The organism is Klebsiella sp. D-Nf1 (assembly GCF_002810515.1).
In the GTDB taxonomy this organism is placed as follows: Bacteria; Pseudomonadota; Gammaproteobacteria; order Enterobacterales; family Enterobacteriaceae; genus Klebsiella; species Klebsiella variicola.
Map to the genome: position 1 here is coordinate 1,398,506 of NZ_PIOK01000001.1, position 22,909 is coordinate 1,421,414.

General features: G+C 58.5%; 24 protein-coding genes and 2 pseudogenes. 19 read left to right on the forward strand and 7 right to left on the reverse strand.

Annotation, left to right across the window (positions count from 1 at the left end; translation table 11 throughout):
• Positions 1–168 precede the first annotated feature (168 nt).
• The 3 genes and pseudogenes from CWM54_RS29055 to CWM54_RS06905 form a co-directional block, all read right to left on the reverse strand.
• On the reverse strand, positions 169–810 hold the full coding sequence (locus tag CWM54_RS29055) for a hypothetical protein (protein ID WP_061154363.1): 642 nt from the start codon (positions 808–810) through the stop codon (positions 169–171).
• Positions 811–822: 12 nt separating this feature from the next.
• Positions 823–978: pseudogene (locus CWM54_RS28430) on the reverse strand (hypothetical protein); the annotation flags it as partial.
• 905 nt (positions 979–1,883) lie between these two features.
• Positions 1,884–2,636: an SDR family oxidoreductase gene (locus tag CWM54_RS06905; RefSeq protein WP_100696525.1), complete on the reverse strand. Its 753-nt coding sequence runs from the start codon at positions 2,634–2,636 to the stop codon at positions 1,884–1,886.
• Positions 2,637–2,734: 98 nt separating this feature from the next.
• On the opposite strand from CWM54_RS06905, the gene CWM54_RS06910 reads away from it, so the two are divergent.
• Positions 2,735–3,661: an AraC family transcriptional regulator gene (locus CWM54_RS06910; RefSeq protein ID WP_100696527.1), complete on the forward strand. Its 927-nt coding sequence runs from the start codon at positions 2,735–2,737 to the stop codon at positions 3,659–3,661.
• Here CWM54_RS06910 and CWM54_RS06915 read toward each other — a convergent pair.
• Complete coding sequence (locus CWM54_RS06915; protein WP_100696529.1) at positions 3,658–4,542, reverse strand: LysR substrate-binding domain-containing protein; 885 nt, start codon at positions 4,540–4,542, stop codon at positions 3,658–3,660. The two genes, CWM54_RS06910 and CWM54_RS06915, sit on opposite strands and share 4 nt — an antisense overlap.
• Before the next feature lie 156 nt (positions 4,543–4,698).
• Between CWM54_RS06915 and CWM54_RS06920 the strand changes: the two genes are divergently transcribed.
• Both CWM54_RS06920 and CWM54_RS06925 read left to right on the forward strand, forming a co-directional pair.
• Positions 4,699–5,214, forward strand: coding sequence for a DUF4286 family protein (locus tag CWM54_RS06920; protein ID WP_100696531.1), 516 nt, complete (start codon positions 4,699–4,701; stop codon positions 5,212–5,214).
• A 7-nt stretch (positions 5,215–5,221) separates the two neighbouring features.
• A complete protein-coding gene (locus CWM54_RS06925) occupies positions 5,222–6,058 on the forward strand; it encodes an MBL fold metallo-hydrolase (protein WP_100696533.1) in 837 nt (278 codons plus the stop codon).
• Between the two features lie 71 nt (positions 6,059–6,129).
• Here the strand turns inward: CWM54_RS06925 and CWM54_RS28435 are convergent, their stop codons facing one another.
• Positions 6,130–6,279 carry a hypothetical protein gene (locus CWM54_RS28435; RefSeq protein ID WP_012541503.1) on the reverse strand — a complete coding sequence of 50 codons (150 nt, stop codon included), beginning with the start codon at positions 6,277–6,279 and terminating at the stop codon, positions 6,130–6,132.
• Positions 6,280–6,680: 401 nt separating this feature from the next.
• Between CWM54_RS28435 and CWM54_RS06930 the strand changes: the two genes are divergently transcribed.
• From CWM54_RS06930 to CWM54_RS06945, 4 genes and pseudogenes are all read left to right on the forward strand, one after another.
• Positions 6,681–7,115 (forward strand): winged helix-turn-helix domain-containing protein, encoded by a 435-nt coding sequence (locus tag CWM54_RS06930; RefSeq protein WP_074385653.1) that lies wholly within the window; start codon positions 6,681–6,683, stop codon positions 7,113–7,115.
• 45 nt (positions 7,116–7,160) lie between these two features.
• A pseudogene (locus CWM54_RS06935) lies at positions 7,161–7,876 on the forward strand (hypothetical protein).
• Between the two features lie 84 nt (positions 7,877–7,960).
• Entirely contained in the window at positions 7,961–8,170 is a 210-nt protein-coding gene (locus tag CWM54_RS06940) for a YdgH/BhsA/McbA-like domain containing protein (protein ID WP_004202908.1), read from the forward strand.
• Positions 8,171–8,322: 152 nt separating this feature from the next.
• Entirely contained in the window at positions 8,323–9,339 is a 1,017-nt protein-coding gene (locus CWM54_RS06945; RefSeq protein ID WP_206053108.1) for a zinc-dependent alcohol dehydrogenase family protein, read from the forward strand.
• Positions 9,340–9,375: 36 nt separating this feature from the next.
• Here the strand turns inward: CWM54_RS06945 and CWM54_RS06950 are convergent, their stop codons facing one another.
• Positions 9,376–10,011 carry a carbonic anhydrase gene (locus CWM54_RS06950; RefSeq protein WP_008804599.1) on the reverse strand — a complete coding sequence of 212 codons (636 nt, stop codon included), beginning with the start codon at positions 10,009–10,011 and terminating at the stop codon, positions 9,376–9,378.
• A 249-nt stretch (positions 10,012–10,260) separates the two neighbouring features.
• Here CWM54_RS06950 and CWM54_RS06955 point away from each other — a divergent pair, with 249 nt between their 5' ends.
• Positions 10,261–10,890, forward strand: a complete 630-nt coding sequence (locus CWM54_RS06955; RefSeq protein ID WP_100696535.1) for a LysE family translocator — start codon at positions 10,261–10,263, stop codon at positions 10,888–10,890.
• A gap of 4 nt (positions 10,891–10,894) precedes the next feature.
• On the opposite strand, the gene CWM54_RS06960 is transcribed toward CWM54_RS06955, so the two are convergent.
• Positions 10,895–11,665, reverse strand: coding sequence for a DeoR/GlpR family DNA-binding transcription regulator (locus CWM54_RS06960; RefSeq protein WP_061154354.1), 771 nt, complete (start codon positions 11,663–11,665; stop codon positions 10,895–10,897).
• 90 nt (positions 11,666–11,755) lie between these two features.
• On the opposite strand from CWM54_RS06960, the gene CWM54_RS06965 reads away from it, so the two are divergent.
• From CWM54_RS06965 to CWM54_RS07015, 11 genes are all read left to right on the forward strand, one after another.
• Positions 11,756–12,139 (forward strand): VOC family protein, encoded by a 384-nt coding sequence (locus CWM54_RS06965; protein ID WP_061154353.1) that lies wholly within the window; start codon positions 11,756–11,758, stop codon positions 12,137–12,139.
• Positions 12,140–12,442: 303 nt separating this feature from the next.
• Positions 12,443–13,669: an SfnB family sulfur acquisition oxidoreductase gene (locus tag CWM54_RS06970; RefSeq protein ID WP_100696537.1), complete on the forward strand. Its 1,227-nt coding sequence runs from the start codon at positions 12,443–12,445 to the stop codon at positions 13,667–13,669.
• A gap of 1 nt (position 13,670) precedes the next feature.
• Complete coding sequence (locus CWM54_RS06975; RefSeq protein WP_008804593.1) at positions 13,671–14,345, forward strand: methionine ABC transporter permease; 675 nt, start codon at positions 13,671–13,673, stop codon at positions 14,343–14,345.
• Between the two features lie 31 nt (positions 14,346–14,376).
• Entirely contained in the window at positions 14,377–15,153 is a 777-nt protein-coding gene (locus CWM54_RS06980; protein WP_100696539.1) for a MetQ/NlpA family ABC transporter substrate-binding protein, read from the forward strand.
• A gap of 52 nt (positions 15,154–15,205) precedes the next feature.
• Positions 15,206–16,249: a methionine ABC transporter ATP-binding protein gene (locus tag CWM54_RS06985; protein ID WP_032733145.1), complete on the forward strand. Its 1,044-nt coding sequence runs from the start codon at positions 15,206–15,208 to the stop codon at positions 16,247–16,249.
• Between the two features lie 148 nt (positions 16,250–16,397).
• Positions 16,398–18,101 carry an ABC transporter substrate-binding protein gene (locus tag CWM54_RS06990; protein WP_100696541.1) on the forward strand — a complete coding sequence of 568 codons (1,704 nt, stop codon included), beginning with the start codon at positions 16,398–16,400 and terminating at the stop codon, positions 18,099–18,101.
• 45 nt (positions 18,102–18,146) lie between these two features.
• Complete coding sequence (locus tag CWM54_RS06995; RefSeq protein ID WP_008804589.1) at positions 18,147–19,106, forward strand: ABC transporter permease; 960 nt, start codon at positions 18,147–18,149, stop codon at positions 19,104–19,106.
• Positions 19,103–20,053 carry an oligopeptide ABC transporter permease gene (gene opp4C / locus CWM54_RS07000; RefSeq protein WP_100696543.1) on the forward strand — a complete coding sequence of 317 codons (951 nt, stop codon included), beginning with the start codon at positions 19,103–19,105 and terminating at the stop codon, positions 20,051–20,053. The genes CWM54_RS06995 and opp4C overlap by 4 nt, the downstream gene beginning before the upstream one ends.
• Positions 20,050–21,030 carry an ABC transporter ATP-binding protein gene (locus CWM54_RS07005; RefSeq protein WP_100696545.1) on the forward strand — a complete coding sequence of 327 codons (981 nt, stop codon included), beginning with the start codon at positions 20,050–20,052 and terminating at the stop codon, positions 21,028–21,030. Before opp4C ends, CWM54_RS07005 begins: the two co-directional genes overlap by 4 nt.
• On the forward strand, positions 21,027–21,998 hold the full coding sequence (locus CWM54_RS07010; RefSeq protein ID WP_100630600.1) for an ABC transporter ATP-binding protein: 972 nt from the start codon (positions 21,027–21,029) through the stop codon (positions 21,996–21,998). Before CWM54_RS07005 ends, CWM54_RS07010 begins: the two co-directional genes overlap by 4 nt.
• A 377-nt stretch (positions 21,999–22,375) precedes the next feature.
• A complete protein-coding gene (locus CWM54_RS07015; protein ID WP_100696547.1) occupies positions 22,376–22,894 on the forward strand; it encodes an anti-virulence regulator CigR family protein in 519 nt (172 codons plus the stop codon).
• The last annotated feature ends 15 nt before the right edge of the window (positions 22,895–22,909 follow it).

Consider the following 22,909-nt stretch of genomic DNA (forward strand, 5'->3'; position numbering starts at 1 on the left):
GATACCCAACCAGGAATTCCACAACTGAAAGTAAACCCCAGAGAAATTTATATTCATTTACTGAGAAAAAAAAGAACCAACCAGCCAGCGCGATACCTGAAGCACCTAATCCCATACCTGCCCCCCTGATAACACGGGAAAGTATGATGAGTAATGTTCGTTTTATATTCATAATCCACCAAAGAAATATTCACATATTTTGTTAAATTCTGCTGGATTCTTGTCACCGACCATACACGCTGTTTCGAAAGGTTTTACAATATCCTCAACAAGAAAATACAGAAGATCCAGATCTCCCAGACTTTGCAGTTTATCATGCAGTACCGGATTTCTGCGCTTCAGATATCGGGACGTGTATATTGCTCTGGATGTTTCAGCACCAATAGATAATAATAACCCGGCAAGACTTCCTGCAAAAAAAGCGGACACTCCTCTGGAGGCTATAGCTTCGCCTAATTTTACCCCGGTCATTTCAGTGAATACCATCTTCCCCGCAAATGAGCCTGAAATATTTTTCACAATAGCTGCTGTTTTTTCTATAATAATTCTGGAAATAAAACCCTCAAGTGAAACACTGATGACTTGCTCGATAATACCACGGTTGAATCCCCCCTTTTTAATCAACCGGGCCAGCCTGAATTTATCATCCAGGTTTTCTCTGCGATGTTCAGTGTCAATAAAGTCATATCCCAGGTAACCAAGACTCACCGGGAACGTGATAAATCCTTTCGCCACAGCCCCCCAGAATCCCGAACCATCAACATTAATAGCCTCCAGCATATCTCTGGCGATCTCTTTAGCACTGTCCACAATAGTTATCCTCTATTCATCAAATGCCATGACGATCCCCTCTTCCTCATCCCAGCCCAACGTCAGGTGCTGCGGCTTCTGTCCTGCCGCCATATGGGGTAACAGTTGCTGACTCAGCACCGGCAATATCTGCTGATTCAGCAAGCTGTCGATATTGTGCACCCCGGTGAACGTCCATCCAGTAGCGTGGCTGCCCCGGCAGTTGCTTTACCGAACTGGATGCATCGTTTATCAGCCTATTCCTCATCGCTTCACTCCATCTTTTCTGGCATTAACATCCATCACAACGTCCTTCATTCGTTACCCTCCGCCCTCCCGCACCGTGGCGGCCCTGTCCCCCCGCCGGTTTTACGCACGCTACCGCCCTCGCTGTCCTCCTAAAAGAACCCAAAGCGCACTGAGTAATGCAGAACGGTGTTCTTTTATTTAACGCCCGGAATAGCAGTCACTCAGCAATAAATGTGCAAGAAAATCCCGTTCGTATCCGCGTACTGCCGGAGTACGTTCAGTTTGAATTCAGCGGCATCTCGGTTCAGATCGGGAGTGACTGCGTAATGCTGAAAAAGACGATAAGCAGAATAAAACAAATAAACTGCCAATATTTTGTCAGACGAGAGAATGAAGCCGTCTGGACGCAGGGCGGAAGCGGTGGCTTCGCAACAACAATATTCCATACTGAAAACTATTCCCTGGCGTAAAAAAGCGAGCGCGCGGTACAACAGGGAGGAAACCATGCCACAGTAGAATAAAGAAAGTCCAGCCCCGACCGGGCCAGACTAACTTTTTAAGATTAACGCCCGAATCACATTGACAAATTACATATAAAAGACCTGAGCCATTGATCATGTCATAATATGGCGGACGGTTCGCACATATCCAGAATAGGCGGCGAAAACGCGCCATGAAAGACATTGGTATCCTGATTGACATCAGTAAGCGCCGCCCGACCGTTATTTCGTATTACCCGCTAATATTATCCAGCCGATACTGACAGGGATAATATTCCCCCGGCCATAAAGCACAGCGGCAGCTTGCGCACCTACCGCCTGCCAGACAAGAACCGCATATTGCCTTCAGACACGGCTAAGACTGGCCTGCGCCATCGCCAGGGCATCTTCCCCTGCCGGCAGCCGCGAAGGGGCATCAGGATCGTGCACCATTCGCCAGACGGCCTGAGCGACATCGGTCGCCTGCGTCACGCTGGCGTTATCCTGCATGCTGTCGAGGATCTGCTGGCCGAGCGCCGCATAGCTCTCCGGGAGCTGCCCCATCGTCCGGCGGGCGTTTTCCCCGAAGCGGGTCTGGGGAGCGCGTCCCGGCAGGATCAGCCCGACACGGATACTGAAGGGCCGAAGCTCCAGCGCCAGCGACTCCGTGAAGGCATTCACCGCCGCCTTACTCGCGGTGTAGACCGCCAGCAGGGGCATCGGTTGCAGGGTGACCGCCGAGGTAATATTAACGATCGTCCCGCTTCGGCGCGCTCTGAACCGGGGGATCACCGCCTGGGTCATGGCAATCGTTCCCAGGGTATTGGTGGCAAACAGGTCTGCTATCGCCTCGCGCGACGCGCCCTCCAGGGCATTAAGCATCCCCACCCCGGCGTTGTTAACCAGCACATCAATCTCTCCGGCGTCGGCAATGGCCTCTGCGATACTCTGCGCCGAAGTGACGTCAAGACGTACCAGCCGCAGGCGGTCGCTGGCGGGCAACACACCTTCCTGCGGAGCGCGCATCGTGGCAATAACCTTCCAGCCTTGCTCGAGAAAATAACGCGCCGTCTCCAGGCCAAAACCCGATGAACAGCCGGTGATCATTATCGTTTGCATATCTCTGTCTCCGAATGGCTTCTTCCTTTTGATCATAGACAGACCGAGTCGGACGATATAGGGTCAATAATCCATCATTCTTTAGCAGGAGTCCGGAAATGAGCGATCCGCTGGCGGAGGTCATTGCCATGCTAAACCTCAGAGCGGTGCTGACCAAAACCGTTGAGGGGGCGGGAGACTGGCGAGTGATACGCTCGGACCAGGGGTTGTCATTTTATGGCGTCGTGCTGGAAGGAGGTTGTCGGCTGGAAATTGACCAGCATGAGCCGCAGATCCTGCGCGCCGGGGATTTTATTCTGATCCCGGCGGCGTACCGCTTCGCGCTAACCAGCCTGACCCCGCCCCCTTCACCAGCGCTGGAGACCATCCCGGTGCAACTGGCGGAGGGACACTTTCGGCTGGGAGCCCTCGACAAGCCTGCGCAGATGCAGGCGCTGATTGGTCATTGCGCTTCCGGTTCGACGAACGCCAGCCTGCTGGCCTCGCTGTTACCAGCCTTTGTGGTGGTCCGCAATCAACCGCGGCTGGCCACCTTTGTCGGGCTGTTGAAAGAGGAAGCGCAGGCGGATCGCGCGGGCAAATCTTTCGTTCTGGCGCGGATGGTTGAGCTGCTTTTTATCGAGGCCATCCGTTCCTCCGGCACGCTCGCGACCCCCGGTCTGATGCGCGGGCTGAGCGACCCGCGGGTCGCCCAGGCAATCCGCCTGCTGCATCGGGCCCCCGCCAGACGCTGGACGGTCAACGCCCTGGCCGCCGACTGCGCGCTGTCTCGCTCGACGTTATTTGAACGCTTTACCGACCTGACCGGGATGACCCCGATGGGCTATCTGTTAGGCTGGCGAATGACCCTGGCCATGCAGTGGCTGGGCGAGACGGGCATCAGCATTGCGGATATCGCCGAGCGCATCGGCTATGGCTCGGCCAGCGCGTTCAGCGTAGCCTTTACCCGCTATACCGGGATATCGCCGGGGAAATATGCCCGCCAGCGGGCGACGCAGCCTCCCCCCGGGCCAGCCCTGACTTAACAGGCTGCAATCTCCGTCTGCAGCCAGCGCTCAAACACCTGCAGCGCCGGCTCCCCCTCCCCGCCACCGGGTTTGATCAGGCAGAAGCGCTTGGCCAGCGTCGGGGAGCCCGGCCACGGGGCAACCAGCGTCCCGGCGCGCAGCTCGCTTTCCACATACATCTTCGGCACCAGCGCCACCCCCTGCTGGCTCAGTACCGCGGCGATGGCCATCTCATGCAGATCGTAGCGCGGCCCCTGCGCCGGATTATCCAGCGCCAGCCCGCATTCCCGGGCATAGTGCAGCCAGGCGTCAGGGTTCTGCCGCCGGTGAATGCGCGGCAATCGGTTCAGTTGCCCGGGGAGATCGTCATTCGTCAGCAGCGCCGCATGACAGACCGGCAGCAGGTACTCCTCGAACAAAAACGTCACATCCATGCCAGTCCACGCCGGGTGATCAAAATGGATGGCGGCATCAAAACCGCTGCCCGGGAGGATGAAGGGATCGCTGCGGGCGGCAATATTGACCACAATATGCGGATACTGCGCTGCAAAGCGTCCAAGCCGGGGGATTAACCAGCGGCTGGCAAAGGTAGGAAGCACGGCGATCTCCAGACTATGTCCATCGGAGGGCATCCCGCTGACGTCGTGGGTGTCCCGCTCCAGACGGGCGAGGATCTCGCGGACCTGGCGGGCATAGCGGGCGCCTGCCGGGTTGAGCCGCACCCGGCTCCCCGTCCTGTCGAAGAGTTTGCTGTCGAGGAGCGCTTCCAGACGGGCAATCTGCCGGCTGATGGCCCCTTCCGTTAACGCGAGCTCCGCCGCCGCGCGGGCAAAGTTGCCGTGACGGGCAGCGGCCTCAAAAGCCAGTAGCGCAGCGCTGCTGGGGATTTTACGACGCATAGCCAATGCTCCTTGTGCAGGCTCACCGAAAGTCAGTGACAGAATATCACTGACTATTGAATTAACATCGTTTTTCAGCGCCATTTTTAGCCGATAGGATGATGAAAACTCACTAAAGCGCTTTGCGCGCTCAATCATCTGTCCATCGAGGTCACTATGCTCTATGTCGTCGAATGCGCCTACACCGATCCCCAAAGCGAAACAGCGTGGAATACCTTTTACAATCAGGAAAAACTGCCGGCGCTGGTCTCTGTGCCCGGTTTTTACGCCTCTCAGCGCTTCCGCGCCCTCAGCGAGGGCTGCCCCCGCTACCTGGCGCTGCACGATATCCACGATGCTACCGTCATCGACAGCGACGCCTACCGCCGCAACGGTGGCGGCCATTTTGCCCGCTGGCAATCGGCGATCACCGACTGGCACCGCCACCTCTATGTTGCAGATAGCGGCGTGCGGGAGGTCCGGTCTGATGAGGTGCTACTGCTGAGCGATACGCCTCAGACGCTACCCATTTCTCCGGCAATCGTCCTGCTGCCTGGCGGCCTGGCGACGCAACAAACCCGGTATGCCGCCATCGTCCCGCGTGACGACCTGCATCACCTGGCCACGGCTGCCGCCGTCTTTATCTATCAACCCATCACCGCCCGGTTACGTAACCCGGCGCAACGCGCGTGAGGTCGCCATGACACCAGCTCCCTTTTATACGTTGACCGCAGGCGATCTGACGGTGACCGCCGTCAGTGATGGTCAGATGTCGGCGCCACTGTCCTTACTCTCGGGTATCACGCCTGAGGAGGCGGAGCGCCTGCAGCGGAACGCCGGGTTAGCCTCACCGGAGGCCATTGCGATCGGCGCCTATCTTATCCGCGGACGCGGGCACACCGTACTGGTGGATACCGGCACCGGGGGAGTCAATGGCGTCGGCGGTGCGCTTATCGCCACTCTGGCGCTGCTCGGCGTACGCCCTGAGGAGATTGACACCATCCTCCTCACCCACGCGCACCCGGATCACATCGGCGGGTTGCTGACGGCAACCGGCGCCCCGGCGTATCCCAACGCCACGGTGTTCCTGCCTTCGCGGGAACGCGCTTACTGGCTGGCGGCATCCACACTGGACAACGCCAGCGATCGCGGCCGGCGCAACGTGCTGCTCGTCCACCGCGTACTGGCAATCTGCGCGGCGCAAATTCGCGAAGTTGATGGTGAGGAGACGGTCGCCGGGATCCACCCGTGCCCTCTGCCCGGCCATACGCCCGGCCATACCGGGTATCGTCTCGAGACGGGCGATACCTCGCTGCTCATCTGGGGGGATATTGTCCATTTCCCGACCATTCAGACCACCCGGCCGTCGGTGTCGGTCGCCTTCGACGTCGATCCTGAACAGGCCCGGCGAACCCGGGAAAGCCTGCTGCGCCTGGCCGCCAGCGAACAATGGCTGATCGCCGGCATGCATCTTGGTCTGCCCGGCTTTGCCAGGGTGGTGGAGACGCCTTCTGGTTATCTGTTGCAGTCGGTGTAAAAGTCGCAGAGGTAAGCCCTGCTTGTCCGCAGGAACAAGCAGGGCTTTATGTCAGGGGGGTGGGCAGGCCGCTAACTGCGGCTTTTCCAGGCTTTTTTGCTTTTGCAGCTGGCTTTGGTGGCGACCCACGGGTGGCGTAGCTGAGTCAACTGAAGATCCTGGGAGGCCGGGCTGGCCGACCAGCGTTTGTTACACAGAGGCTTACGAGTTGCAATGACCATAAAAACGCTCCTGAAAAATAATGAACAATTCCCTGGGTAGTTCCATAAGTTCAGAATCAGCTTATCATCGCGTAACGGAAGTTATTTCAATCTTTGTTTTAGTATGTAAATGGTGAAAGTCTCCTGAAATGAGCAAAATTGATCTAGATCAATATAAGTGCATTTAGTTTTTCCTGACACCTATATATTCAACCGCTTACCAGCGCCTGACGTTTGTTTAAGACTTTTCCTATACCATACAATCCTGCAGAGCAATAATCATTTTTCAGATTTTTATTCTAGTTATGTATACGAATATGGTTATTTGTTTTGATTATTCTAACAGATAAAATTCACTTGGTCAGTCAGCAGCAGGCAGGTACTCTGCACCGGCAATAACTGGATTTGTCAGGGAGTGGTAGATGACTAAGGGCTATAAACTGCTTGGCTATAAGTTAGCAGATAATATTTTCTACTGCCTGCATCATCGGGAAATTATCGCGCTGCGAGGGACGCGAACGCAAGTTCAGCTACGCAGTACCATGGCCTGTTTACTGGAATATCTGTTGGCGCATGGCAGAGAACGGGTGGTCAGCGATGAAGAGTTGATGATTAACGTCTGGGAAAAAAATAATCTTCGCCCGTCTGCGCAGCGATTATGGCAGGTTATTCAGACGTTAAAAGCTCGTCTTAGCCAGGCTGGCGTTGAAAGCGCATTAATTATTCGGGTCAAGTGCGCAGGATATTATATTAATAATGCGGTCGTAGCCGAAATTTACTCATTCAAACCACCGGGCATGATGAATTATATTAATACCTCGCCTGCTGATATGAATAAACTTCTGGTACGCAGCTAACCCCCTCTCCGCGCCGTTTACATCGTTTGTAACAGGGTTTATCCGTTGAATATTTTAATTCACAGCAATAATGTTTTTTTAATATCGGCCTCGCCCAGTGTTTCAGAGATATTCAGGAGACCCTGCCCGGGCTGAACATTATTCATTCGCTGCCACTTAGCCATTTTCCCGATCCGGCTGGGCTGGATGTGATTATTTTATCGCTGGAAAACTTTCACGATTATCAGGCCGCCGCTGAATTAGCCCTGCGTTATCAGAGTCTGGTGATCGGCTTTACCTCGGCCGGCAACGTGAGGCGCGGACGCGCCTTTTTCGCGGATACCCTCCTGTGGGTTAGCCAGCGGGAAAGCGTTCCAGAGGTTGGCCGCCTTTTGCGCAGGCTGGCCGATCGTCGCTGGCCTCTGGTGCCGCGTCATCAGCGTCAGAGTACCTCTTCCCGTCAACGAGCCCCCCTCAACCGGCTGGAAATGCGCATGATCGCCGCCACCATAAAGGGACAGTCGGTGAATCAACTGGCGACCACGCTGGGGATCAATCGCAAGCGAGTCTATAACGGACTGGAACGGATTAAGGTGAATTTTCATCTGGTCAGCCATACCCATTTTCACCATTTTATGACCACCGGGCCAACGTTTAACCCGCTCTCACCCGACCTTGCCAGTTATACGCCAGGGGCAAAACCTGCCCGACAGCGGCAGGCCGCGTTGCACGCGGCGGAAAATAATTCATATTATTTGAACAAGATTCGCAAAATGTTTTGATTTTAACCTACAGGAGTCAAGCGTATTCTTTATCACATCAGGGCGACAAGCCCTTTATCAGACACCAGATTAAGGAATACGACCATGAAATCCATCAAAACTTTCGTTGCTGTTGCTGCACTGTCTCTGTTCTCTTCTGTCAGCTTCGCCCAGAGCGTCAGCGCTACCGCTTCCACACTGGACCGTGCTGAAGCAAAAATCGCCGCCCAGGCCGCGGAACAGGGTGCATCCTATAAAATCACCAGCGCCCAGTTTAACAATCGTGTCCATATGACGGCTGAGCTGAGCAAATAATCCTTTTAGCCGTTAGCAATAAATAAAGCGCCGTTTTTAACGGCGCTTTATTTTTTCCCCTTTTCCCTTTCAGTGATGTCCCGACAGACAGGCTGTGGCGCTCTCCCCATTCCGGACCAATACTGACTGTATCCTCCAGAAAAGAGAGCCTGATGATGAAAGCCTGGACAGTCAAAAAACCCGGTTCGCTTGAGAACCTGCAGCTTGTCGATCTTGCTGACCCCGGCGCGCCCGCCGCAGGCGAGATCCGGGTGGCGCTGCACGCCACCTCGCTGAACTACCATGATTTGCTGGTCGCAACGGGCGTTATTCCCACCGCCGATCGGCGGATCCTGATGGCGGATGGCGCCGGCGTGGTGGAAGCGGTTGGCGCCGGGGTGAACGAATTTCAGCCGGGTGACCGGGTGGTCGCTGGCTTTTTCCCGCAGTGGCTGGATGGCCGCCCCGGTCCACAGGTGAGCGACTTCAGTCAGACCCCGGGCGATGGCGCGGAGGGGTTCGCCTGCCAGTATGTCGTCAGGCCGGCCAGCCATTTTACCCATGCACCTGAGGGGTGGAGTTTCAGGGAAGCGGCAACCATCACCACTTCCGGTCTTACCGCCTGGCGCGCGCTGGTTGTCGAAGGACGGTTAAAAGCGGGCGATACGGTGCTGACGCTTGGCACCGGCGGCGTGTCGATAACCGCCCTGCAGCTGGCGAAAAGTATGGGCGCGCAGGTGATCGTCACCTCGTCGTCAGATGAAAAGCTCGCTCGTGCTCGCACGCTGGGGGCCGATCATCTCATCAATTACCGAACCACCCCGGAATGGGGCGCCGCGGTGCAGGATATCACCGGCCATCGCGGGGCCGATCTCATTCTGGAGCTGGGCGGTCCGAGCACGCTGGGGCAGTCGTTCGAGGCGGTCAGTGTCGGCGGACACATCGCCCTGATCGGCGTTCTGACCGGCTTCGAAGGTCATGTGCCCACCCATCTGCTGATGAGTAAACAGGCCCGGCTGCAGGGGCTGGTGGTAGGTAATAGACGGCAACAACAGGACTACGTCAACGCCCTGAACCTGCAGGCGTCGCGGCCGGTTATCGATAAAGTGTTTGATTTTACAGCCTTACCGGATGCCTTTCGCTATCTGCAAAGCGGCGCCCATTTTGGCAAAATTTGCGTGGAGTGGTGAGGGGATGAACAGGGCCTCCGTGCCCTGGGAACGGCGTTATTCGAAGAAGACGTCCGGATTTTCCGACAGCGAAACAAAGGATTTCGTGTTTTTATCCAGCGCCTGAATGTCGCCGCTTTCAATGTCGTAGAACCAGCCGTGCAGGCGCAGGGTATGGTCGCGCAGACCGACCGCCACCGACGGATGGGTTTTGATGTTGTTCAGCTGAGCGATGACGTTTTCCTGCACCATGCCGTTGACTTTATCGGTTTCGCTGGCCCAGGTTTTCTTTTCAACCACTGCTTTCGCGGCATCAGCATAGCGCAGCCAGTGGGACACCGCCGGCATCGGCTCAAGGCACTGGCAGGTGGCGATCGCTTTCATCGCGCCGCAGTTGGAGTGGCCGCAGATCACGATATCCGTCACGCCCAGCGCAACGACGGCATATTCGATGGTAGCAGAAACGCCACCTGGCTCCGGCCCGAAAGATGGCACGATATTCCCGGCGTTACGAATGACAAAGAGCTGTCCCGGCTCCTGCTGGGTTACCAGTTCAGGCACCAGACGGCTGTCTGAACAGGAGATGAAAAGCGCTTTGGGATTCTGGCTGGAGGCCAGGCTACGGAAGAGCTCTTTACGCTGGGGGAAGATCTCTTTCTGGAAGTTGAGGAAGCCCTCAATGATATGTTGCATAGCAGTGTCTCTTCTCTGTAGTTATTACGGTATGACAAAGATCACAGTTATTCAGTTTACCATTGATGACAAGAATGGGAATCGTTATTCAAACAGTTGCGCAGAAAACGCGCGCCGCCACCGCCCGCGCCGCCCTGCCTTATCTACACCTTTTTGACGTGCTTTCCTGAACCAGTTTGCTACTCTGTTTAGCCCAACCGTCCACACGGTACCGACCGCCTGCCGGCGGCGGACATCACAGGAGTCGCTATGTTCTTATCCAGCCTGATGGCCATTGCCGCGGTGCTGATCATGGGCGTGATCAGTCCCGGCCCAAGCTTTATCTTTGTCGCGCGCAATGCCGTCGCTCGCTCGCGCGTGCACGGTCTGGTGACCGCCCTCGGTACCGGCGCCGGCGCCGCCATTTTTTCCATTATGGCAATGCTGGGCCTGCAGAAGGTACTCACCGCGGTGCCGGAGCTGTTTATTGGCCTGAAGGTGGCGGGCGGGATCTATCTGCTGTGGCTTGGTTATAAAATTTTCCGCGGGTCGGCGCAGCCGATGGACTTTTCCGCCAGCGGCATGGCTGGCAACCATTCGCTGCTGAAGACCTTCCGCGATGGGCTGTATACCCAGCTGAGCAATCCCAAAACCGCGCTGGTGTTCGCCTCAATTTTTACCGTCCTGCTGCCAGCGCAGATCCCCACCGCCTTTTACTACATCGTGCCGCTGATGAGCTTTCTGATTGACGTCAGCTGGTATTCGCTGGTGGCGCTGGTGCTGTCTGCCGATCGCCCGCGGCGCGTCTACCTGCGGCTGAAGCGGCGGATCGACATCACCACCGCGACGGTGCTGGGGGCGCTGGGCCTGCGGCTTATCGCCACCTCTCTCACACGCTAGCGGGCTACACGGTATGGATGCGAATATCGTGCTGCTGAAAGGCAACGCGATATTCACGACTGATATTCTCTTCGACCACCAGCACATCGATATCGCTGCTCGCGGCGACCACAAACCGCGCCACCGCCGGAATTTTATCCGAGGTCAGGCCGATGATAATTTCGCTGCACTGCTTAATCACCGCTTTCTTGAACTCGCAGTCGGCGTAGTCAAAACCGGTCAGGCCCGACTCTGGCGCCATCGCGCAGCCGCCGATAAACCCCTGGTCGAATAACATGCCCTGCACCTGAGCCACCGCCGCGGCGCCGACGCAGCCGCCGCTCGCCCGCTGCACCTGCCCCCCCAGGATCACCACGTCATACAACGGTTTTTTCACCAGTACCGCGGCGATCTCCGGGGAGTTCGTTACTACCGTCAGCGCCAGCTCGGCGGGTAGCGCCTCGGCCATCGCCAGATTGGTGGTCCCGGTATCAATGAAAAGGGTACCGCCGGGCTTCACCAGCCTGGCACACTGTTGCGCGATCCTGAGTTTTGTTGCTCGATTTTTATCTTTCCGTTCACTGTAGTCCCCGGCCTCCGGCAGGCTCAGCACCGCCCCGCCATACACCTTTTTACAGAACCCCTCGCGACTGAGCTCATGCAGATCGCGGCGGATGGTGTGCTCCGACACCTGAAGCCGCGCCGCCAGCTCCGCGCACACCACTCTGCCGTTTTCCTGCAGGATCTGGCAAATCAACGCTTGTCGCTGTTGGGGAAAAGCAGCATAATCGAGCACGATAACTCCTTAAATTATCAAAAACGAGCAACAGCAAGCATGATCGTCTGCGCTGCTTTGATTGTCAATGTTCCTGCCCGGAGGTTTACCATGAAAATTGCCCATTTCGCCCTGTGGACCCAACAGCTCGACGTCCAGGCCCGCTTCTGGGTCGAGTTCTTTGCCGCCAGCATCAATGAAAAATACCTTAGCCAGACCAACCCCGGCTTTGCCTCCTATTTTGTCACCATCGACGACGAGGTGGTGATCGAGCTGATGACCAAGCCTGGCCTGCAGCCGGCCAGCGCGGATAACAACCATACCGGCTGGGTACATCTGGCCCTCTCGGTGGGCGGGGCGGAACAGGTCGATGCCCTCGCCCAACGCGCCGAGACCGCCGGAATTCTGGTTTCACCGCCGCGCACCACCGGCGACGGCTATTATGAGGCTGTGATCGCCGATCCCGATGGCAACCTGATTGAAATCGTCGCCTGATCGGCAGACCGCCCTTGCGACGACGCACCGCTGACGTCCGCTTTGAACTGACCGCCTTGTTCCTTCCTTCACGCCCGGCGGTCGTTCACCCTCCTGTTGCCTTTGCAACAGCCGGCGCAAAACGGCGCTGCATTTGCAGCAGTCCGCTCCATCAGCTGACATAGCCAACCCGCTTCCTATCACGACTGCGCCTTCCTCTCTCGCTGGCACGTGTTTTGCTTACCCATACATATAACCCACAGGCATTATGAATTATTTATTTATCTAATTTGTGCATAAGCTATTCACTGAATAAGAGAGAAGATGATGTCAGCCAGTTCACCCGCACAGCCTTACACCCAGTCCACGCCGCAGGCGCATATTATTGCCAGCGATGCGGAAGCCCTCGCCATCGCCCATGAGATCGCCGCCGTGCTCAAACCCGGCGCCGCCGAGCGCGACCGCACGGGCATTGTCCCGGCGGAGATCGTCAACACCTATTCCAACAGCGGTCTGTGGGGTATCACGGTGCCGCGCCGCTTTGGCGGCGCCGAGGTCTCGGCCGCGACCCTCGCGCAGGTTATCGCCATTCTCTCTGCGGCGGATCCGTCGTTAGGCCAGATCCCCCAGAACCACTACTGCCTGCTGGAGGATATTCGTCTGCAGGGCAGCGACGACCAACAGGCGTTCTTTTTCGCCCAGGTATTACAGGGCTATCGCTTCGCCAATGCCCTGTCGGAAACCGGGGGGAAAACGGTCCTTGATATTCGTACCCGTATCGAGGAGGGCGCAGACGGTCTGCGGATCAATGGCCGTAAAGGCTACTGCACTGGCTCGCTGTACGCCCACTGGATTGGCATTCTGGCGCTGGACGCCGACGACCGCGCCCAGCTCGCCTTTGTGCCGCAGAACAGTCCGGGGCTGACGGTAGTTAATGACTGGGCGTGCCTCGGTCAGCGCACCACCGCCAGCGGCACTGTGCTGGCCGATAATCTTCCGGTTAATCCTTTCCACCTTTTCCCAACGTGGAAGTCCTACGCCAGCCCGACCCTTGCCGGCCCGTTTGCCCAGCTGACCACCGCGGCGATAGATGCCGGGATCGCCCGCGCGGCGCTGGACGATACCGTGGCGTTCGTGCGCCACAGCGCCCGGCCGTGGATCGACGCCGGTGTGGAGCGGGCGAGCGACGATCCGCTGACTATCTACCATATCGGTCAACTGGACAGCCGCCTTGCCGCAGCCGACGCGCTGCTGGAGCGGGCGGGACGGGTGCTCGACCGCTATAAAAATGACCTCAGCGAGGAACATGTCGCCGAGGCGTCGCTGGCCGTCGCCCGCGCCAAAATCTGGACCACCGAAGTGGCGCTGGAGGCCGCCAGCCGCCTGTTCGAGCTGGGGGGTACTCGCGCCACCGGTGAGTCGCTCAACCTCGACCGCCACTGGCGTAATGCCCGGGTGCACACCCTGCACGACCCGGTTCGCTGGAAGTATCAGCTGCTTGGCAACTGGGTGCTGAACGGCATTCGCCCGCAACGACATGACTGGAACTGATATGACGAGTCTGCTGGCGTTTTTCGCGGAAATCGACTGGAACGATGTGGCCCAGGCCGCCCTCGATACCCTTACCATGCTGGCCTGGTCGCTGGGATGGACGGTACTGCTGGGGCTTCCGCTGGGGATCGTGCTCTATCTCACCGGCGAGCCGCGTTTGCTGTACGCCCCGCGCCTTTACCGCCTGCTGTCATTGTGCGTCAACGTGCTGCGATCCCTGCCGTTCATCATTTTACTCATCGTGATGATCCCGGTGACCACGTTGCTGACCGGCACCTCGCTGGGGGTGGAAGGAACCATTCCGCCACTGGTCGCCGGCTGCGCCCCGTTCTTCGCCCGGCTGGTGGAAACCGCCCTGCGCGAAGTGGAGCACGGCCTGGTGGAGGCCAGCTGGTCGATGGGCGGCAGCACCTGGCAGCTTATCTGGCACACGCTGCTGCCGGAGTCGCGGGCCGGGCTGATTGCCGCCGTGACCGTGACGGCCATTTTGCTGGTCGACTACACCTCGATGGCAGGGGTGATCGGCGGCGGCGGGCTGGGCGATCTGGCCATTCGTTTTGGTTATCAGCGCTTTCAGACTGACGTGATGGTGGTCACCGTCCTGATGCTGATCGCGCTGGTACAGCTTCTGCAAATGAGCGGCGACCGCCTGGTGCGCTACGTCAGCCGCAAATAACTTACCCTTCTCTGCTCAGGAAACCCTTATCATGAAAAAATCCATTATTGCCGCCGGACTGCTGGCCCTCTTCTCCACCGCAGCGCTGGCTAACGAGACGCTGATCGTCGGCGCCACGCCGGTGCCGCATGCGGAAATCCTTGAATTTGTGAAGCCGGCGCTGGCAAAGGAGGGCGTCGATTTACAGGTCAAAGTGTTTAACGATTTTATTCAGCCTAACCAGCAGCTGGCGGAGAAACACCTCGACGCCAACTACTACCAGTACCGGCCGTTTCTCGATAACTACAACCAGACCCGCCACACCAACCTTGTACCGGTGGTGGGAGTGCATATCGAGCCCTTCGGCGCCTACTCCAGCAAATACAAGACCCTCGCCGCGGTGCCTGACGGCGCCACGATCGCCATCCCTAACGATCCGGTGAACACCGGCCGCGCGCTGGTGATGTTAAGCAACGCCGGACTGATTACCCTCAAGGATCCGCACAACCCGCAATCGGCAACGAAGGACATTACCAGCAACCCGCATCACTTTAAGATCCGCGAGCTGGAGGGCGCCATGCTGGCGCGCGCGGTGAAGCAGGTCGACCTGGCCTTTATCTTTGCCAACTATGCGCTGGAGGCCGGTATCGACACCGATAAAGCGTTGCTGGTGGAAAAAGGCAGCGATCTGTACGTCGAATATCTGGTGGCGCGCCCGGACAACATTCAGGACCCGGGCATTCAGAAGCTGGCGCAAGCGCTGCATTCGGACGCGGTTCGTCAGTTCATTCTGACGCGTTATCAGGGCAAAATTTTACCTGGATTCTAATCACCGCGGGCAGCGGCGTCAGCCGCTGCCCGGGCTAACGGAGCGCATCATCATGACGCATATCCCCGCCCCACCGACCCATATTGAGTTTGCTGGTATCAGCAAAGCCTATCCTAACGGCGTGCAGGCGCTACAGGACATTGACCTGACCATCCGTCAGGGTGAAATTTTCGGCATCATCGGCCGCAGCGGCGCCGGAAAATCCACCCTACTGCGCCTGTTTAATCGTCTGGAAAATGCCGACAGCGGCGAGATGTTCATCCACGGCGAGTCAACCGTGCGCTATTCCACGCGCCAGCTGCGCGATCTGCGTCGGCGGGTGGCGATGATTTTTCAGCACTTTAACCTGATGGCCACCAAAACCGTGGCGCAGAACATCGCCTTGCCGCTGAAGATGGCTGGCGTCCCGGCCGGCGAACGCCAGCGTCGGGTCAGCGAGATGCTTGAGCTGGTGGGCCTCAGCGCGCTGCGCGACAGCTACCCTGCCCGTCTTTCCGGCGGCCAGAAACAGCGGACCGGCATCGCCCGGGCGCTGGTCACTCAGCCGGAAATTCTGCTGTGCGATGAGGCAACCTCGGCGCTGGATCCGGAAAACACCCTGTCGGTGCTAACCCTGCTCAAGGAGATTAACCAGCGCCTGGGCCTGACAATCGTGCTGATCACCCACGAAATGGAGGTCATTCGCACCCTCTGCGATCGGGTCAGCGTGCTCGAGGGCGGGCGCATTGTCGAGCAGGGCGATGTCTGGCGCGTGTTTGGCAACCCGCAGCACCCGGTGACGCGCGCCATGCTCGGCCTGCAGCACCCCGATCGCCCGGAGGCCGGGCCAGCGCTGCGCGACGGCGAGCAGATCGTGACCTTACGTTTTGACGGCAGCAGTGGTCGCGAACCCAATCTGCAGCATATCGCCAGTCTGCTGGGAGGCGACGCCCGACTGCTGTACAGCAACTGCGAGCGCATTCAGGGCCGGGTGATCGGCCAACTGCAGGTCCGGCTGAGCGGGCCGCTGGCCGCCAGCGCGTTGGCGCAGGATGGCTGGGTCGCAGACAGCATTCTGACCCACCATCATCAGACAGCGGAAACCACTGCTTCTTAGCCATCGAATGGGATTATATTCCCGATCCTTTGCTAAGGATAATTAGTTATAAATCATAGCGTTTCAGTGTTAGACAGGGGGAAGTGCGCCTCTTATCTTTCGTCATGAATTGTAAATAACCACGCAATTATTTGATGAGGTAGCACTTTTGTCCAGATTACAACAAGGATTAAAAACCCGAAAAACCCGCTTCGCCCTGGCGCTAAAAGTGGCCCTGCTCGGCGGCGTGGTAGCATTTTCTTCTGTTGCCCATGCGGAAGGGATCCTGAAAGAAGGTATCACCCCGGCCACCGACGCCAGCCAGATCCCGGCCAGCGCCAAACTGCGGAAAGATACGGTGGTGGCCGGGATCTCCGAGCCGCAGGGGATCTTTAACCCCTACTTTTTCGTCAACGGCTGGGATGAGAACGTGACTAACGTGATTTTTTCACGCCTGATCGACTGGGACAGTCAGGGTAAGCTGGTCCCGGGACTGGCGGAGAGCTGGACGGTCAGCCCGGACAGTAAAGTCTACACCATCAAATTGCGCCCTGGCCTGACCTTCAGCGACGGTTCACCGCTGACGGCGGAAGATGTCGCCTTTACCCTGACGGTCCTGCTTGACCCCAAATATGATGGCGATACCGACATCACCCTGGCCAATATCGCCGGCGGCGCGGACTACAAAGCCGGCAAAGCTGACAGCGTCAGCGGCCTGAAGGTCATCGACCCGCTCATCCTGCAGGTGACCACCACGCAGCCAGGCGCCACCACGCTGGCCAAAATTGGCGGGCCGGTGCTGTCGAAAGCCTGGTACGGCAAAGGATATCAGCGGGGAAATCTCGACTATCTGCGTTCACTGCACGGCAAGCCGCTGGGCAACGGCCCTTACGTGTACGACAAATACATTCCCGGTCAGGAAATACGCTTCCATGCCAATAGCCATTTTTACCGCGGAACGCCGCCAACACCGCGCTTTATCTACCGCGTGACCAATCCGTCGACCAACTTCCAGCTGTTCCAGACCGGAGAGACCGACTATGACGCCTTTACCTCACGCCCCGACGATATTGAGCAGCTGAAAATGCTCGGCTTCGCCAACATTAATCTTTACGGCTCCAGCGACTACAGCCAGGTGGAGTTCAACGTGCATCGCCCGGCGCTGCAGGATAAGCGCGTGCGCCAGGCGCTGATTTACGGTCTGGATCGGCAGAAGCTGATCGACGTGGTCTATCAGGGGTACGGCAAAGTCGCCATCGAGCCGATCGCCCCGATCTCCTGGGCTTTTAACGCTGAAGGCGTCAACCCTTACCCTTACGATCCGGCACAGGCCAAAAAGCTGCTGGATGAGGCCGGCTGGAAGCCTGGCGCCGACGGTATCCGCGCCAAAGACGGCCAGCGCCTGGAGCTGACCCTGCTGGTGAGCAAGAAGGTGCTCAACGACGCTCTGATCCCCATCGCCAAGGAGAACTGGCGGCAGATTGGCGTACTGCTGAAGCCGCAGGTGGTGGATTTCAATGCCCTGATGGCGCAGCGTAAAGCCGGAAATTACGATCTGGCCTCCTTTAGCACCAGCACCCTCAACGACCCGCACGACGGGGTATGGGATTTTTACAGCAGCGAAGCTAAAGAGTCCGGCTACCATAACGCGGAAGTCGATAAGCTGATTAACGCCGGCAACGCGGTGCTCGACATTGAACAGCGCAAGCCGATCTACCACCAGCTGTATAAAGTGCTGGCCGACGATCCGCCGGTGATCCTGCTTGGCTATCGCAACATTCTTTCCGCCAGCAGCGCCCGCGTCAGCGGCTTTAAGCCGGATATCTACAACGGCCTGACCGGCAGCCTGCCGGATGTAAAAATCGTCAAGTAAATCCCCCTGGCCGCCGGGTTAACCGGCGGCTGATGTGAGACCGTCATGAAAAATTTCATCCTGAGGCGCTTGCTGCAAACGCTGCCGATGCTGCTGCTGGCCTCCTTCATTATTTTTATGCTGTTTGCCAAAACCCCCGGCGACTTTATCGATGGCAATATCACCCTGACCGCCGCCCGCGCCGCAGAGCTGAAGGCGATCTACGGCCTCGACCAACCGCTGTTCACCCGCTACCTCCACTGGCTGGGACAGCTGCTGCGCGGTGATTTAGGCTTTTCACTGCAGTATCAGATCCCGGTCAGCCAGTTGCTCAACCAGTACATCTGGAACTCTTTTCTGCTGGCCAGCGTCGCGCTGGTCTTTTACTGGGGCATTGGCCTGGCGGTCGGCGTGGTTTCTGCCCTGCGACCCGGCTCCTGGTTTGATCATCTGGTGAGCGTCGCGGTGTTTGCCGCCATGTCGTTCCCCACCTTTTTCCTCTGCCTGCTGCTGATTAAATGGTTCGCCGTCGATCTCCACTGGCTACCGGTAGGCGGGATGACCAATACCGGCAGCGACGAGAGCGGCTGGCAGTATGTGCTGCAAGTGGCCGCCCACCTGGCGCTGCCGGTGCTGGCGCTGGTGATGCTGCAGGCGGGCAGCCTGACGCGCTATGTGCGCGCCAGTATGCTCGACGTGGTGAAAATGGATTTTATCCGTACCGCCCGCGCCAAGGGATTGCAGGAGCGCACGGTGATCCTTAAACATGCCCTGCGCAACGCCCTGCTGCCGATTATCACCCTGCTTGGCTTCGAGCTGCCGGGGCTGTTCTCCGGGGCAATCATTACCGAAAAGGTGTTCAACTGGCCGGGGGCGGGACACATCCATATCGACTCGCTGGCCGCCCGCGACTATCCGGTGCTGATGGGGTTTACCCTGTTTCTGGCGGTGCTGACGATCGTTGGTAATTTGCTCGCCGACGTGCTGTACGCCTGGGCCGATCCGCGTATTCGGGTGAGGTCATGATGATCCTGTCTTACTTTGCTTCCCGTCGCCGCCAACGGCAGGCGGCTATCCCGGCACTGGCGCACATTACCCCCTCTCCCTGGCGCCAGGGGTGGCGACAGCTGCGCCGTAACCGGCTGGCCATGTTCTGCCTGATCCTGCTGGCGGTAATGGCGGTGTGGTGCGTGCTGGGGCCCGTCTGGTCGCCGTGGAGAGATGATGCCACCGATGCCCTGAGCATCAACCAGCCGCCCGGGGCGGAACACTGGCTGGGGACCGATTTCCTCGGTCGCGATGTCTACACCCGCCTGTTGCTGGCCGGGCGCATCTCGCTGATTATCGGCCTGCTGACCATGGTGATGTCGGTGTGCCTCGGCTACCTGCTCGGCGCCCTCTCGGGTTATGTCGGCGGGTTAACCGACAAACTGATCATGCGGGTGGCCGACCTGGTGATGACTATCCCCGGGTTACCGCTGTTGATCGTCGCCGGGGCGATGCTTTCTGAGCTCGATTTTTCGCCGGACTCGCGCATTTATATGGTGGTGGTGATGCTCAGCCTGCTGGAGTGGCCCCGACTGGCGCGGCTGGTGCGCGGACAATGTCTCTCCCTGCGCGAACGCGATTTTATGCTGGCCACCCAGGTGCTGGGCCTGTCGGCGCGTCGCCGGCTGTTTGGCCACCTGCTGCCGAATACCATTCCGATTCTGGTGGTGATGGCGACCATGGCCGTCGCCAACGCCATTCTCAGTGAATCCGCGCTGAGCTATCTCGGCCTCGGCGTGGTACCGCCGACGCCGTCATGGGGCAATATGATGGATGCTGCCAATAGCCTGATCGATTTCCAGCGCCGCCCCTGGCTGTGGATGCCGCCGGGCATCGCCATCTTTATCACCGTGATCGCCATCAACGTGCTGGGCGACGGCCTGCGCGACGCCATGGATCCCAATATGAAACCGAGGCTGAAATGACCACGCCGTTAGTCTCCTTTAATCATCTCTCCGTCTCTTTCGCCGGCGAACGCACCCGCGTGTGCGCGGTGCAGGAGGTCTCTTTCACCATTCAGGCCGGACAAACCGTTGGCGTGGTGGGCGAATCCGGCTGCGGCAAAAGCGTCACCGCCATGGCGCTGATGGGTCTCCTGCCACCGCAGGCGGCGCGCATCGACGGCGGCGAGATCCGCTTCGCGGACCGCGATCTGCTGCGGCTGAAAGCCAGACAGATGGCCGACCTGCGCGGCCACCAACTGGCCATGATCTTTCAGGAACCGATGTCGGCCCTGAACCCGGTGTTGACCATCGGGGAGCAGCTGTGCGAACCGCTGATCCGCCACCTCGGCGCCACGCCGAAAGCCGCCTGGCAGCAGGCCATCCAGCTGTTAAGCGAGGTCGGCCTGGCGCGCGGCGACAGCCTGATGACCCGCTATCCTCACCAGCTTTCCGGCGGCATGCTGCAGCGGGTAATGATCGCCATGGCGCTAAGCTGTCAGCCCAAACTGCTGATTGCCGACGAACCGACCACCGCGCTGGACGTCACCGTGCAGGCGCAAATCCTGCGCCTGCTGCGCGACCGGGCGCGGGCCAGCCAGATGGCGATGATGCTGATTACCCACGATCTTGGAGTGATCGCGCAGATGGCCGAGCAGGTAGTGGTGATGTATGCCGGACGGATCGTGGAACAGGGCGCCACCGCAGAGGTGCTACGGCATCCGCAACATCCTTACACGCGTGGGCTGATCGCCTCCCGCCCGGTGCCGGGTGAGCGGCGTCGGCGGCTGTACTCTATTCCCGGCCAGGTGCCGGATCTGGCCGCCCTGCCGGCGGGTTGCGCCTTTGCCGGGCGCTGCGAGCGGGCGACGGCGCGCTGCCGGGAGGCGATTCCGCCGCTGCTCGGTGAGCGCCAGCGGGCCGCCTGCTTTTACAGCGAATTTGCGGAGGCGACAGCATGAGCGAACGCTATGTTATTGAAGTGGATGGATTGAAAAAATATTTTCCGCTGCGCGACGGCCTGTTTGGCCAGCAGACCGGCGAGCTTCGCGCGGTGGACGGCGTCAGCTTTAACATCCGTCCGGGCACCATTTTTGGCCTGGTGGGCGAGTCCGGCAGTGGTAAAACCACCGTCGGCCGGACCCTGCTTGGCCTGTATGAGAAGAGTGCTGGCAGCGTGAAATTTCACGGTCAGGAGCTGGCCGACCTGACCGCGCCTGCCCTGCGCGCCATCCGGCCCAGAATGCAGCTGGTGTTTCAGGACCCCTATAGCTCGCTGAACCCGCGGCTGCGTATTGGCGACGCGATTGGCGAAGCCATGCTACAGCACAAGCTGTGCACCCGCGATGAGCTGTATGACCGGGTGATCGCCGTGATGAAGATCTGCGGCCTGGCACCGGAGCACTATGCCCGCTTCCCGCATCAGTTCTCTGGCGGCCAGCGACAGCGGATCGGTATTGCCCGGGCGCTGATCCTCAACCCGGATTTTATCGTCGCCGATGAGCCCATCTCGGCCCTCGATGTGTCGATTCAGGCGCAGATCATCAATTTGTTTTCCGACCTGCGCGACGACCGCGGTGTCACGTTCCTGTTTATCTCCCACGACCTCGGGGTGGTGGAGCATTTATGTGACGATGTGGCGGTAATGTATCTGGGACAGCTGGTGGAAAGCGCCAGCCGCGATGCGCTGTTCAGCCGCCCCCTCCATCCCTATACCCGCGCCCTGCTGGCCGCGGTGCCCACCCTCGATCCGCACAGTGAACCGCAGGCGCTGGTGCAAGGCGAGATCCCGGATCCGGCCAATCCGCCCGCCGGCTGCCGCTTTTCATCCCGCTGCCCGCAGGTCAGCGAACATTGCCGGAGAGAGGCTCCGGCGCTGCGCGAGGTGGCCCCGGGCCATCGGGTCGCCTGCCATTGGGTCGCGTCCTGAGCACAGTCGATGGGGTTATTTATTTCTAAACAACCGTCCGATTGTGTACGGCAGCGCCAGGATTTACTATCCGCCCCGTCTTGTGAGACGCGTTATGAATGAAGCGTAATATTTTTGTTCATTTTTGCCCGATGGCTTCGGGCATTTTTTTCTCTACGCCCGGGAGCGATCCTGTCGGCAACACATTTAGCGAGGCGCGGTCGCCCGTCTGTCAAAACGCAGCAATGGAATTGCTTATCCGCGTCCCGCTATCCCTTTCCCTTTATCTTCCCCGCCGGTGATTAAAAACCGGCAAAAAATAAGAAATGATGAGATTGCCAGGGGTATAGCTTTCTCTTATGTTTTAAGCGTGTACTCCCCATTCAGGAAACAACATCATGCTTAAGCGTCGCACTCTCAAAACAGCACTGGCGGCGGTTATTTCTCTTGCCGTGCTGGCCGCGCCAGTCTATGCCAACCCGGGTAACGGCAACGGTAATGGCGGTGGTAATCACGGGAACAGTGGTAACCATGGCAATAACGGCAATAATGGCAATAATGGCGACCATAGTAATAAAGGCCAGAATAAAGGTCAGTCCACTGACGATCATGGCAACCGTAAAAACTACGGTAAACCCGACCATGTCGACAGCGATATCAGCTTTTCACGGGCGCGCTCCCTTGCCGTGAACTACGGTCTGGTCGGCTATCAGGCGCTGCCGCCGGGTATCGCCAAAAATGTTGCCCGCGGCAAACCGCTCCCTCCGGGTATCGCGAAAAAGGCCCTGCCGGCTTCCATGATTAACGACCTGCCCTATTATCCTGGCTATGAATGGCGCGCGGTCGGCGATGACCTGGTGCTGGTCGCCCTGAGCACCGCCATCGTCACCGCCGTGATTAACGGTGTGTTTGACTAAATCATCTGCTTATTG